Source organism: Pseudomonas sp. FW305-70, from assembly GCF_058783925.1.
This window is the reverse complement of the sequence record NZ_JBYSYZ010000035.1, coordinates 21,912-34,659: the sequence shown is the minus strand read 5'-3', so window position 1 is coordinate 34,659 and position 12,748 is coordinate 21,912. Positions and strand designations below refer to the sequence as shown.

Sequence of the window (12,748 nt, the reverse complement as noted above, 5' to 3'; positions counted from 1 at the left end):
GGATGGGCAATGTGGTATACCATAATACAAAATAAACCGAGAGGTCACTATGAAGGCGTACTGGATTGCTCATGTGGATGTCACTGACCCTGATCAGTACAGCCAATACACCCGGCGGGCGCCACAGGCGTTTGCCCTGTATGGCGGTCGGATTCTGGCGCGGGGAGGGCGTAGCGAGGCGATGGAGGGGCGGGCGACGCCGCAGCGCAGTGTGGTGATCGAGTTTGATTCCTACGAGCAGGCGGTGGCGTGCTATCACTCGGCGTTGTATCAGGAGGCGCGTGGGTATCGTGAGGGAGTGGCTTTGGCTGAGGTCATCATCGTCGAAGGCGTGGCGCCGCTCTGAATTGCGAATGTGTACAAATCCGTTTCTTCGGTAACGGCGGCTGGCGCTGCGCGCCCATCCCCGGATGAACACCTGCGCTCAGCCTGCCGAGGGGGCGGGTGGATCAAGATCAAGAGCGGCAGGCGAGCTAACGCTCGGCCTGATGACTGGTGGGACGCGTGGGTGTACGCCGATCTGCCCTTGTTCTTCTGTGGGAGCGAGCCTGCTCGCGAAGGCGGCCTGACAGCCGACCAATCTCTTTCAGATGTACTCGGTCAAATTGTGGGAGCTGGCTTGCCAGCGAAGGCGTCCTGCCAGCCGACCAATTTCTTTCGAATGTACCCAGCTCAACTGTAGGAGCGAGCTTGCTCGCGAAAAACCTGAGAGCACCGCGGGGTGTCAGGCTCCCCGCGTCATCGTTGGCCTCCATCGCGAGCAAGCTCGCTCCTACAGGGGATCTGGGTTCACGGGGTAACGATATTGAACTGCGGCGCAAACGTATCGAGGCTGGTCATCAACTCCCCAAGCTTCTTGCCATTGCCTTGCAGCTTGATCAGGCCTTTCTGGATCGCCGTGGGGATATCCAGTTGCTTGAGGCTGATCTGTTCCAGGGTGGCCTTGCTCATGGTCACGCTGGCATCCGCCTGGGCATTGAGGCCGGCGCGGTGGGTCAGCACGCCGTTGCGCAGGGTCAGGTTGAAGTCCTTGTTCAGGTCCTCGAAGGTCCAGTTCAGGGTCAGGTCATGGCCTGCGGCCTTTTCGCTGTCCAGGCGCACGGCCAGGAAGTCGAAGAACATCTGCGGGCTCATCGCCCGCACCATGTCGACCGACACCGAAGTGCCCGCATGGGGCGGTACGCCGTTGCGCAGTTCCATGGCGCCGGTCAGGTACATGTTGCGCCAGGTGGCGTTTTCGCTTTGATAGCCCATCTGCTCCAGCGCCTCGGCCTGGGCTTTGCGCGCATCGCCGTTGTCCGGGTTGGCGAACAGCAATTGATTGCCCAGTTGCGCGGCCCAGCGGTACTCACCCTTGGTCATCGCCGCGCGCATTTTCTCCAGTACCGCCGCTTCGCCACCCATGGCCTCGACCGTGTACTTCGCCGTTTCCACAGGTGGCAGCGGATTGAGGTTGGCCGGGTTGCCGTCATAGAAACCCATGTAGCGCTGATACACCGCACGGGTGTTGAAGCTCAGCGAGCCGTAGTAGCCGCGGGTGTACCACTTCTGGTCCAGGCTGCCGGGCAGTTTCTTGATCGAGTCGGCGATTTCCAGCGGCGTCAGGCCCTGGTTCAGCAGGTGCAGGGTGCGGTCATTGAGGAAGGCATACATGTCGCGCTGGTCGGCGAGGAAGGTGCGAATGCGTTCGCCGCCCCAGGTCGGCCAGTTGTGCTGGGCGAACAGCACGTCGCTCTTGTCACCGTATCGCGCCAGGCTGCCGTCCAGGTACTCGGCCCAGGCCTTGGCATCCCGCACTTGCGCGCCGCGCGGGGTGAGGATGTTGTGCATCATTTGCGTGGCGTTTTCCGCCATGCACAAGGCACGCAATTGTGGCAGGTACAGGTTCATTTCCGCGGGCGCCTCGGTGCCCGGGGTCAACTGGAATTCCACCTCGAGGCCGGCGATGGTGCGGGTCTGCAGTGCCTTGTCGATCAGGTCGGTGGGCGGGATCAGGGTGACGGTGCCGCCGCTCGGTGTGCTCTTGCCCAGGCCGGCATCGACCTGGCCTTTTTCGCCACGGGGCAGCAGGCTGCCGAACTGGAACTGCGCGCGGCGGCTCATGGCGTTGCCGGCGTAGACGTTCTCGCTCATCACGTGTTCCATGAACCCGGCGGGGGCGAACACCTTGACCTTGCCGGCCTTGACGTCGGCTTCGTCGATGACCCCGCGCACGCCACCGAAGTGGTCGACATGGGTGTGGCTGTAGATCACTGCCACCACCGGTTTGTGCGGGCGGTTCTGGTAGTACAGCTCCAGTGCCGCCTTGGCGGTTTCGGCCATGGTCAACGGGTCGATGATGATCAGCCCGTCGTCGCCTTCGATGATGGTCATGTTCGCCAGGTCAAGGCCGCGCACCTGATACAAGCGTGGGCTGACTTCGAACAATCCGGCATGGGCGCTGAGTTGGGCCAGGCGCCAGAGGCTCGGGTTAACCGACTCGGGGGCCTGGTCCTTGGCGAGGAAGTCATAGGCCTGGATGTCCCAGATGACCTTGCCCGAGGCGTCCTTGACCTGGCCCTTGAAGGGCGCGATCAGCCCCTTGGTGACCGACTCGTAATCGGTGCGATCGGTAAAGGGCAGTTGTTTCAGCACGGCGGCGTTACTGGCCATGGTTTGCGGGCTGGCCGCGACCGGTGCATCGGCGGCGACCACCGGTTGCGCCAGGCAGGCGGTGATCAGGCAAGCGAGCAGCCCGCGAGGGTTCAAGGTGAAACGAGGCATGGTGTCTCCGTTTTTTATCGTTATGGCTAGACCAGCTTCGAGGGTAGGGCGGGGCACGGGCAGGGCGATCATCGGCAACGGACAAAAAACATTCAGGGCCGCTATCCTTGAGCCACGCATACCCAGCAGGTTGACCCATGCTTGAAGTCCATGGCGTTTTCAAAAGCTACGCCACACCGCAGGGGCCGCTGCCGGTGCTGCAAGGCGTCGACCTGACGCTCAGGCCCGGCAGCAGCCTGGCGCTGATGGGCGAGTCGGGCAGTGGCAAAAGCACTTTGCTGCACCTGATCGCCGGGCTGGACAAGGTCGACAGCGGCAGTATCCGCAGTGGCGGGCATCGCCTGGAACAGATGAATGAAGGGCAACTGGCAAACTGGCGCCGTACGGAAATCGGCCTGGTGTTCCAGCAATTTAACCTGATCGGCAGCCTGCGGGTCGAAGACAACCTGGCGATTCAGGCGCGTCTGGCCGGGCGTCATGACCCACGCTGGCAAGCCCATCTGGTGCAGCGCCTGGGCCTGGGCGAGCTGTTGCGGCGCTACCCGGAGCAACTGTCCGGCGGCCAGCAGCAAAGGGTCGCGCTGGGCCGGGCGCTGGCGTCGCGCCCGCCATTGCTGCTGGCCGACGAGCCCACCGGCAGCCTCGATGAAACCACCGGCGCCGAGGTGTTGCAGTTGCTGCTGGAATTGCTCGACGACAGTCCCACCAGCCTGCTGATGGTCACCCACAGTCCCGGCGTGGCGGCGCGGCTCGCGCAAAAGGCCTTGCTGTGCGGTGGTCGCCTGGCCGGTGTGGGCGAGCGCTGACATGGGCATCTTTGGCCAGACCCTGCACGCGCTGCTCAGCCACTGGCGGCAGCATCCGGTGCAGTTTTTCAGCGTGCTGACCGGGTTGTGGCTGGCCACCGGCCTGTTGACCGGCGTCCAGGCACTCAACAGCCAGGCCCGTGACAGCTATGCCCGCGCCAGTCAGTTGATCGGCGGCGAGCCTCAGGCCAGTCTCGGTGCGCCCGGTGGCGGCACCTTCCCACAGCAATGGTTTGTCGATCTGCGCCGCGCGGGGTGGCCCGTGTCACCAGTGCTGCAGGGGCGGGTCACGCTCAAGGGGCATGAAGAACAGCGCCTGCAGTTGATGGGCATCGAGCCGGTGTCGCTGCCGGCGGGTGCGGCGGTGGCGGGGCAGGCCTTGGCGATCGAGCAGGTGGTCGGCTTTTTCAGCCCGCCGGGCAGTACCTGGATATCGTTGCAAACCTTGCAGGCACTGGGCTTGCGCGAAGGTGACCGGCCACTGAACCTGGCGGGCGTGGCACTGCCGCCGCTGCAGGTGCAGGCCGATATGGCGCCCGGTGTGCTGCTGGTGGACATCGGTTTTGCCCAGCAGATTCTCGGGTTGCCGGATCAACTGTCGCGCCTGCTGTTACCGAAGGATCTCACTGCACCGCTGCCGCACGCCCTCCATGGACAGCTGCAACTCAAAAGCGCTGGCGAAGAAAACAACCTCACTCGCCTGACCGAAAGCTTTCACCTGAACCTCGCGGCCCTGGGGGTGCTGTCGTTCGTGGTTGGTCTGTTTATCGTGCATGCCGCCATCGGGCTGGCGCTGGAGCAACGTCGGGGTTTGCTGCGCACGCTGCGTGCCTGTGGTGTGAGTGCGCGCATGCTGATCGCCTGTCTCACCGTCGAATTGGGTGGATTGGCCCTGGTCGGCGGTGTGGCCGGGGTGGTCAGCGGCTACCTGCTGGCCGCCGTGCTGTTGCCGGATGTCGCCGCCAGCCTGCGTGGCTTGTACGGTGCCGAAGTGGCGGGGCAGTTGAACCTCGGCCTGTCATGGTGGTTCAGTGGTATCGGTCTGAGTCTGATCGGCGCGTTGCTGGCCGGTGTCAACAGTCTGCTGCGGGCGGCGCGTTTGCCGTTGCTGGCGCTGGCTGACCCGCAGGCCTGGCATCAGGCCCATGCACGCTGGTTGCGACGCCAGGCCTGGGTGGCGGCCATGGCCGGGGTGATCGCGCTGCTGGCGCTGATCTTCGGCGACAGCCTGGTCAGCGGCTTCGTGCTGATGGCGGCGCTGTTGATCGCCGCCGCGCTGGCGTTGCCGGTGGTGCTCAGTTCGCTGCTCAGTCTCGCCTCGCAGCGCAGTCGCTCGGTACTGGGCCAATGGTTTGTCGCCGATTGCCGCCAGCAACTTCCGGCGTTAAGCCTGGCGTTGATGGCGCTGCTGTTGGCCATGGCCGCCAATATCGGTGCCGGCAGCATGACCGCAGGCTTTCGTCAGACCTTCAGCGACTGGCTCGAGCAACGGCTGACGGCCGAGCTTTACCTCAATCCACAAAACCCGGCCCAGGCCCGGGAGCTGTACGGCTGGCTCAACCAGCAGCCGCAACTGGCGGCGGTGCTGCCCAACTGGCAGGTGTCGATCCAGTTGCAGGGCTGGCCGACGGACCTGTCCGGGATCATCGACCACCCGACCTATCGCCAGCACTGGCCGCTGCTCGACGCCTTGGGCGACAACCCTTGGGAACGACTGGCCAAGGACGATGCGGTGATGCTCAGCGAACAACTGGCCCGGCGCCTGCGCGTGCAACTGGGCGACCACCTGACGCTGCCGACGCCCACTGGCCCGTGGTCGCCACGGATCGTCGGGATCTACGCCGACTACGGCAACCCCAAGGGTCACCTTCTGGTCAATATCAACCACCTGCTGCGCGGCTGGCCGCAACTGACGCCGAACCGCTTCAACCTGCGCATCGACCCGGCGTCGATCCCGGCGTTCGTCACGGCGTTGCAGGCGCGTTTTACCCTGGACGACAGCCGCATTGTCGATCAGGCGCGGCTCAAGGGCTGGTCCACGCAAGTCTTCGAACGCACCTTCGCCGCCACCGCTGCGCTCAATAGCCTGACGTTGTGCGTGGCCGGCGTGGCGCTGTTCATCAGCCTGTTGACTCAAAGTCAGAGCCGTCTGGGGCAACTGGCGCCGCTGTGGGCGCTGGGTGTGACGCGCCGGCATCTGATGTTGCTCAACCTCGGGCAAACCTGGTTGCTGGCCCTGCTGACCCTGGTGCTGGCGTTGCCGTTGGGCATCGCCCTGGCGTGGTGCCTGGACACGGTGATCAATGTGCAGGCCTTTGGCTGGCGCCTGCCGTTGCGGGTGTTCCCGTTGCAACTGTTGCAGTTGATGGGCCTGGCGCTGGTGGCGACATTGCTGGCTTCAGCCTGGCCGTTGTTCCGTTTGTACCGCACGCAACCGGCGGACTTGCTGCGCACCTTTGCCCATGAAGATTAAATTCGACGTCTTGCTCCTGGCGCTACTGGTGCTGCTGTTGAATGGCTGCGATCAACCGGCACCGGTAGAAAAAGGTTTTGCCGGGCTGGGCAACCAGGCCGCTGCGTTTACCAAGGTGGTGCCCGGTCGGGTGTTCAGCTTCCCGGCGGATCACGGCCCCCACGATGGCTTTCGCATCGAATGGTGGTACATCACCGCCAACCTGAAGGACGCTCAGGGGCATGAGTTCGGCGCGCAATGGACGCTGTTCCGCAGTGCCTTGAAAGCCACCCCCGAGGTGGCAGGCTGGCAGAACCAGACGATCTGGCTCGGTCACGCGGCGGTGACGTCGGCGACGGTGCATCACGCGGCGCAGCGCTACGCCCGTGGCGGCGTCGGTCAGGCCGGTGTCAGCGTTGCGCCGTTCAATGCATGGATCGACGACTGGCAGTTGAGCAGCCAAGCGACAGCCGACGATCCCTTGGCCGACCTGCTGCTCAGCGCCCGTGACAAGCGTTTCAGCTACCGGCTGCGGTTGATCTCGACAGGTCCGCTGGTGCTGCAAGGGGACAAGGGGTTCAGCCAGAAGTCCGAACAGGGTCAAGCCTCTTACTACTACAGTCAGCCGTTTTTCCAGGCCAGCGGCGCCCTGGAAATCGACGGCCAGACCTTTCAGGTCAGTGGGCCGGCCTGGCTCGACCGTGAGTGGAGCAGCCAGCCCCTGACGGCCAACCAGAGCGGTTGGGACTGGTTCTCCCTGCACCTGGACAGCGGCGAGCAGGTGATGCTGTATCGCATGCGGCACAAGGACGGCGAGCCTTACCTCACCGGCACCTGGATCGACGCCCGGGGGCAGACTCAGTTGCTGCACGCCAGCGACATCAGCCTCACGCCGCAAGACAGGGCCAGCGTGGCCGGGCGCGAGATGCCCGTTCGCTGGTCGATCAGGATCCCCTCCAGACACCTCGATATCGTCATCACTGCGCTCAATCCCCAGGCGTGGATGGACTTGCGCATACCCTATTGGGAGGGGCCGGTACGTCTCAGTGGCAGTCATGCAGGGAACGGCTATCTGGAAATGACCGGGTATTAGAAAATCAGCGGCCCGCCACGACCACTCGCCAAACAGCGTCTATGCTCATCGCACACATGGCGTTGGGCCTGGCTTCAACGCCGTCTGTTGCCATCTATCACAGGGAAAGTTCTGCCTATGAAACGCCACGCACTGACCAAAGCCATCACCCTCGCCACCTTGCTGTCTGCCGCCAGTTTCGGCGCGGTTGCCGCCGAACTCCCTTTGTCCGAAGTGGTGGTGGTCGATCAGGTCGCCACCCAGGTCGTTTCGGTCGATACCGCAAACCGTATCGTGGTCCTCAAAGGTCCGCAGGGTAATGAGTTCCCTGTGCAACTGACCGAAAAAGCGAAAAATCTCGACAACCTCAAGGCCGGCGATACGGTCGATATCAGGGTCACCAGCGCCGTTGCCGCCTTCCTCGACACCGATGTCGACAAAGGCTTGCCCGGCACTGCCGAAGCCACTGGCGAAGTGCGCGCAGCACCCGGTAGCGACAACCCCGGCGGCGAAGCTTACCGTCAAGTGAAAGTGCAGCTGAAAATCACCCACATCGACCAGAAAAAACACCAGGTGACTTTTGAAAACCCGGAAGGCAAGTCCAAGACCGTTGACGTCAAGCGACCTGAAGTCCAGGCCAAGCTAAAGGACTTGAAAGTCGGGCAAAGCGTAAACGTGGTTTACACCGACATATTGACGGTGACCAGCAAGCACTGAGATTGAGTTATATGGGCTGATTGTTTTTGTAGAAGTCTTGTACGGGAATAATCAGCTCATAGCGTTTAACGGGCGCGTTTAAAGCGTTGTGCGGCGTCGTAATCAAGTCGACATTTCCTTAAACATTGTGTCGATAAATTTCATCTTTGCAGTGCGGACATATTGATTCTCATCTACTAAAATCCTTTCCGTTCGCCCAGTGTACGGCTCTTTACCAGTGCATGGATTGCCGAGGCCATCGCACTGGGCGAACACTTTATTGGTTGTATTGAAAGTTTCGGATATAAAAAAACGGGCGACCTGCAGGTCGCCCGTTTTTTTTGGAATTCCAGCGTGGGCACGCGCCCGTGTAATTGAATGGACTCACCCAAACCGAGGCGTCTGTGCGCCGCGGTGGCATTCTTATAGAAGCCAATGACAGCGTGGGCGCGGTCCATTGTGGGAGCTGGCTTGTCGGGTCGCCGCATCGCAGCGATGGTCGTCAAGGATAACGCGGGCGAACTGGATAAACGCGGCGCATTTGAATCCATCGCCAGCAGGCTGGCTCCTACAGTTTCAGCGTGGGCACGGTCCCGTGTGGGAGCTGGCTTGCCAGCGATGGTCGTCAACGATAACGCGGGTGAACCGGGTGAACGCGGCGCGCTTGAGTCCATCGCCAGCAGGCTGGCTCCTACAGTAGGTTCAGCATGGGCACGGTCCTTTGTGGGAGCTGGCTTACCAGCGATGGTCGTTAACGATTACGCGTTTGGACTGGATGAACGCGGCGCATTGGAGTCCATCGCCAGCAAGCTGGCTCCTACAGGTATTGCGTTATCGGTGTTGCCCCGGATTGTATGAAGAGCCTTTTTCATTGGCTGGAACAACATCGGCCAACGCCGCGAAACACTGTTCGATCGAGCGCCGCTGGCTCTCGGCATACAACGCCAACTCATCGATCATCGAACGCCCCAGTGCCTTTTCGAACGCCTGCTGATTGGCGTGCACGCCGTAACGGGTTTGCGCCGCGTCCCCCAGGTTTGACTGAAAAATCCCCGCCGCGCTGACCGGCAGGAAGTCTTCGTACACCAACGGTTCAACTCGCAGGTAACCGCTGCCGAGCAGGTCTTCCAGGGCGGTATTTTTCAGGTTGCCCGCCGCCAGGCCTTTTTCCGTCACAAAGTAGCGGAAGTAAGCCAGGCCTTGTTGGCGCATGCCTTCCCAGGTGTCGGGAAACTCGCTGAAATGCTGCGCCATCAGGGCGTTATAGCGCGCGGCGTTGGCTTCGTTGGGGAAGTCCTTGAGTTCGTCCCGCGCGGCATTGAGCAAGCGGTCGTACAGTGCGCGGCCTTTTGGCGTGAGGGCGGCTCCGCGCTGTTCGATCTCGCCGAAGCGGGCACTGTGGCTGCCGCGAGCTTCATTCTGATCGGTGAAGGCAATCGGCTCGTCGAGGGCCTTGAAACTGGTCTGGCGCAGCAGGATCGGGCACTGGCGGCGGGGCGGACCTTCGATCACCGCTTTGGGGGTGATGCCATGGGCGGGCATTTGCGCCTGGACGATGTCGATGTCCAGGGTCCGTGGCGTCAGGTGGTTGATGTGCGGGCCCTTGAACGCCACCACGTCGGCGATCAGCCGATGCTGGGCGCTGAGCTTCTGATACTGCTCGGCGGTGACGGTGGCGCTGTGGTGCCAGCGGAAGGTTTCCAGGGCCTGTTCGACGAATTCCAGGGCTTGCGGTTCGGTCAGGCCCCCCTCGGATTCGGCACGCTCGATGAGCGAGAGGGCTTTGGCGGTGAAGATCGAGCGCCGGTCGAGCATCGACTGGGCGAACGCTCGCAGTTCCAGGTCTTCGATCAACTCCAGGCGCAACAGCGAAGTGAATACCCGGAACGGACTGATCTGCAAGGACGCTTCATGCACTGCGCGAAACGCCGTGGAATGCACCGGTACGCCGGCCGGTGTCAGGTCGTAGTAACCCACCGGTTGCATCCCCATCACCGCGAACAGGCGGGCGAGGGTCGCCAGTTCATCGGCCGTACCGACGCGGATCGCCCCATGGCGTTCCAGGTCCAGCCGCTCGATTTCGCCGGTGCTGGTGAGCTGTTGCAGGATCTGCGGATCGCTTTGCAGCACGTGACGGTTGGTCTGCTCCATCAGTTCCATCAACGCGCCGTACAACGGCACTTCCTCGCGGTACATGTCGGACATCGCTTTGGAGAAGCGTTGGCGGATCAGGTCAGGGCTGACGAAGTTCGGGTGGTTCATGAACAGGATTCCTGGCGCGGTGACGTAAAGGATGGTCAAAAGATCGCAGCCTTGAGCGACGCCGACAAACGAAGTTTCTGACGAACTTCATTCTGCAAAGGACTGCAAATGACTACAAACCTAGTGCAGTCGTTGATCCTGTGGACTCTCCGAACGCAGTGATGCCAAAAAATCCCGATACAGGCGCGCCGAACCGGAGGGCGCTTCCACCATGGGCATGTGCCCGACGGCGTCCCAGATATGCACGCGCAGGTCGGCGATGCCCTTGCTCCAGACCGCCACGCTGCTGACGTCGATCAGCCGGTCCTTGCGCCCCCACAGCAACAGCGACGGGGCGGTGATGTCGGGCAGGCGGGGTTCCATCGGCGGGCTGGCGCGGAAATCGCGGAAGATTTCTTCCAGCTCCTCACGGGACTGTTCATAGCGCTGGGCGACGGCATCGAGCACGAGCTTCGGCACCCAGGGCGGGGACGCCATGGTCATGGCGTAGAAACGCCGGAATTCTTCCCGCGAGTGAATCAGAAACGGATTGTGGCCCTTGGCCAAATGCCGCTCCAGGTCACTGGGCTCGGGCGAGGTGACCCCCGACGGGTCGATCAGGGCCAGGGACACAATGCGCTCCGGGTAATTGGCCGCGAGCCATGCCGCCATGTAGCCACCCATGGAGTTGCCGATGACATGGACTTTCTCGACGCCGCACACGTCCAGCAGCTGGATCATGCGCTTGGCCTGCAGCGGGATGTCGTAGCCGCCGCCCGCCTTGAAGCCGGTTTCGCCATGGCCGGCGATGTCCGGGATGATCACCCGGTGGCTGCCGACAAAGTGCCGGGCGAAACGCAGCCAGAGGTTCTTGTCGGCGCTGAAGCCATGGAGCATCAGCACACTGCTGGTGGCTTCGTACGGCCCGCCTTGCCAGGTCGAGACGGTCATCTCGGGGATGGGCACGACGATCTTGTGCAGCCGGTACAGCTTGGCCTCGGCCGCCATGCTCAGGTCATAGAGCCAGTAGCCGATGGCCGGGTAGGTCAGCCAGCTCCAGGCGACGAACACTGCAAGAACCACGAACAACAAAAGCATCACGCGTCTCCCTTCTATCAGCTCAGGACAAAATGTGATCGGCGGGTTTCAGCGCTCGGGTCAAGCGATGAAAGCTGAAACTGAACCCCGGAAACATCGCAATCACATGACCGCTCTTGCTTTGATACCAACTGTGGCAACCACCGGACTTCCACACGGTACGTTCCATTTCCCGGTGGATCATTTCAGTGTAGGTACGTTCCGCCTCATGGCGAACTTCGATGCTGCGTAAACCTTGAGTCTTCAACGTGCGAATGCAGTCGAGGATGTAGTTCATCTGCGATTCGATGATGAACAGCGCCGAGGTGTGGCCGATCCCGGTGTTCGGCCCGGTGACGATAAACAGGTTGGGGAAGTCGGGCAGGGCGGTGCCGAGGTAGGCCCGAGGGTATTGCGCCCAGACCTCCTTGAGACGGGTGCCGTTTTTTCCCGTTACCGGGTAGGAAATCACCCCGTCGGTGGCGTCGTAACCGGTGGACCAGACGATCAGGTCCAGGTCGATGTGCTGGCCATCCAGGGTGACGATGCCGGTTTCGTCGATGGCGGCGATGCCTTGCTCGCGGTTGTGCAGCGTCACGTTGCGCCGCGCCAGTGCCGGGTACAGCGTGCTGGACAGGATCACCCGTTTGCAGCCGATGGTGTAGTCCGGCGTCAGTTGCCGCCGCAGTTCGGCGTCCGGCACCTGGCGTTTGAGAAAACGCAGGGCCTGGCGCTGGACCATGTGTATCGCCGGCTTCGAATACTTGAAGGCAATCACCCGGGTTTCGAACTGCCAGTAGATCCCCCAGCGCAGCAGTTTGTAGGCCGGCTTGAGCCCCAGCAGCCAGCGCTGGAAACGGCCAAAGCGGCGGTCGGCCCGGGGCAACACCCAGTGGGGCGTGCGCTGGAAGACATGCAAGTGCCCGACATCCGGGGCAATGGCCGGAATCACCTGGGCCGCACTGGCGCCGCTGCCGACGATGGCCACGCGTTTTAGCCGATAGTCGTAGCCGTGATCCCAGTTGTTGGTGTGAAACGTTTTACCTTGAAAACGCTCCTGTCCCTCGAAGCGCGGTACCACCGGTTGACTCAGCGGCCCGGTTGCGTTGATCAGGAACTGCGCGCAATACGTGCCCTTGCCGGCGGTGTAGACGGTCCAGCGCTTGCGGGTGTCGTCCCATTCGATGCGCTCGACATTCGCATCCAGTTCCACCTTGTCGCGCAGGCCGAAGTGTTCCACCACATGGCGGGTGTAGCGATGCAGTTCGGCCTGTTCGGCGAACATCTGCGTCCAGCGATACGGCGCGAAAGACAACGAATACAGCGGCGAAGGCACGTCGACGGCCGCGCCGGGGTAGGTGTTCTGGCACCAGGTGCCGCCGAAGAAATCCCGCCGCTCCAGCAGGCGAAAATCGTCGATGCCGGCCTTGAGCAAATTGATTGCTGCACATTGGCCGCCAAACCCGCTGCCGATGATCAATACTTGAAAGGTCTGCATGGGCCTCCTCTTATGGTCATTGATCAACCCCTTCTGTCATGTATAGCCGTTTCTGGGGTGAGGCTTTTGCTTTTATGCGAGGGTGATGTCGCGATATTCAGCCCGTCAGCCGGTGATGGCTATTTAATCTCGCCCTGATAGAC

The 12,748-nt window shown here is 62.2% G+C and carries 9 protein-coding genes and 1 pseudogene; 5 read left to right on the top strand and 5 right to left on the bottom strand.

The window, feature by feature from the left end:
* The first annotated feature begins 49 nt into the window (after positions 1-49).
* Positions 50-346 (top strand): DUF1330 domain-containing protein, encoded by a 297-nt coding sequence (locus AC3WN7_RS21970; RefSeq protein ID WP_095967716.1) that lies wholly within the window; start codon positions 50-52, stop codon positions 344-346.
* Between the two features lie 328 nt (positions 347-674).
* Here the strand turns inward: AC3WN7_RS21970 and AC3WN7_RS21965 are convergent.
* Positions 675-755 (bottom strand): annotated as a pseudogene (locus AC3WN7_RS21965) (outer membrane lipoprotein carrier protein LolA); the annotation flags it as partial.
* A gap of 34 nt (positions 756-789) precedes the next feature.
* On the bottom strand, positions 790-2,763 hold the full coding sequence (locus AC3WN7_RS21960) for an alkyl/aryl-sulfatase (protein ID WP_102674896.1): 1,974 nt from the start codon (positions 2,761-2,763) through the stop codon (positions 790-792).
* A 137-nt stretch (positions 2,764-2,900) separates the two neighbouring features.
* On the opposite strand from AC3WN7_RS21960, the gene AC3WN7_RS21955 reads away from it, so the two are divergent.
* From AC3WN7_RS21955 to AC3WN7_RS21940, 4 genes are all read left to right on the top strand, one after another.
* The gene (locus tag AC3WN7_RS21955; protein WP_102674897.1) at positions 2,901-3,569 is read left to right on the top strand and encodes an ABC transporter ATP-binding protein; all 669 of its coding nucleotides are present in this window, start codon (positions 2,901-2,903) and stop codon (positions 3,567-3,569) included.
* A gap of 1 nt (position 3,570) precedes the next feature.
* Complete coding sequence (locus AC3WN7_RS21950) at positions 3,571-6,042, top strand: ABC transporter permease (RefSeq protein WP_102674919.1); 2,472 nt, start codon at positions 3,571-3,573, stop codon at positions 6,040-6,042.
* Positions 6,032-7,114 (top strand): lipocalin-like domain-containing protein, encoded by a 1,083-nt coding sequence (locus AC3WN7_RS21945; RefSeq protein WP_102674898.1) that lies wholly within the window; start codon positions 6,032-6,034, stop codon positions 7,112-7,114. The genes AC3WN7_RS21950 and AC3WN7_RS21945 overlap by 11 nt, the downstream gene beginning before the upstream one ends.
* A gap of 117 nt (positions 7,115-7,231) precedes the next feature.
* Entirely contained in the window at positions 7,232-7,810 is a 579-nt protein-coding gene (locus tag AC3WN7_RS21940; RefSeq protein WP_008052121.1) for a hypothetical protein, read from the top strand.
* A gap of 810 nt (positions 7,811-8,620) precedes the next feature.
* Here AC3WN7_RS21940 and hglS read toward each other — a convergent pair.
* The 3 genes from hglS to AC3WN7_RS21925 form a co-directional block, all read right to left on the bottom strand.
* Positions 8,621-10,051, bottom strand: a complete 1,431-nt coding sequence (hglS, locus tag AC3WN7_RS21935; protein WP_102674900.1) for a 2-oxoadipate dioxygenase/decarboxylase HglS — start codon at positions 10,049-10,051, stop codon at positions 8,621-8,623.
* A gap of 120 nt (positions 10,052-10,171) precedes the next feature.
* Positions 10,172-11,128 (bottom strand): alpha/beta fold hydrolase, encoded by a 957-nt coding sequence (locus tag AC3WN7_RS21930; protein ID WP_102674901.1) that lies wholly within the window; start codon positions 11,126-11,128, stop codon positions 10,172-10,174.
* Positions 11,129-11,150: 22 nt separating this feature from the next.
* The gene (locus tag AC3WN7_RS21925) at positions 11,151-12,605 is read right to left on the bottom strand and encodes a flavin-containing monooxygenase (protein WP_102674902.1); all 1,455 of its coding nucleotides are present in this window, start codon (positions 12,603-12,605) and stop codon (positions 11,151-11,153) included.
* Between the last annotated feature and the right edge of the window lie 143 nt (positions 12,606-12,748).

What these genes read in the sequence shown, in the direction of transcription:
- AC3WN7_RS21970 (WP_095967716.1), top strand. Translation starts at nt 50, where the DNA reads ATGAAGGCGTACTGGATTGCTCATGTGGATGTCACTGACCCTGATCAG.
- AC3WN7_RS21960 (WP_102674896.1), bottom strand. Translation starts at nt 2,763, where the DNA reads ATGCCTCGTTTCACCTTGAACCCTCGCGGGCTGCTCGCTTGCCTGATC.
- AC3WN7_RS21955 (WP_102674897.1), top strand. Translation starts at nt 2,901, where the DNA reads ATGCTTGAAGTCCATGGCGTTTTCAAAAGCTACGCCACACCGCAGGGG.
- AC3WN7_RS21950 (WP_102674919.1), top strand. Translation starts at nt 3,571, where the DNA reads ATGGGCATCTTTGGCCAGACCCTGCACGCGCTGCTCAGCCACTGGCGG.
- AC3WN7_RS21945 (WP_102674898.1), top strand. Translation starts at nt 6,032, where the DNA reads ATGAAGATTAAATTCGACGTCTTGCTCCTGGCGCTACTGGTGCTGCTG.
- AC3WN7_RS21940 (WP_008052121.1), top strand. Translation starts at nt 7,232, where the DNA reads ATGAAACGCCACGCACTGACCAAAGCCATCACCCTCGCCACCTTGCTG.
- hglS (WP_102674900.1), bottom strand. Translation starts at nt 10,051, where the DNA reads ATGAACCACCCGAACTTCGTCAGCCCTGACCTGATCCGCCAACGCTTC.
- AC3WN7_RS21930 (WP_102674901.1), bottom strand. Translation starts at nt 11,128, where the DNA reads ATGCTTTTGTTGTTCGTGGTTCTTGCAGTGTTCGTCGCCTGGAGCTGG.
- AC3WN7_RS21925 (WP_102674902.1), bottom strand. Translation starts at nt 12,605, where the DNA reads ATGCAGACCTTTCAAGTATTGATCATCGGCAGCGGGTTTGGCGGCCAA.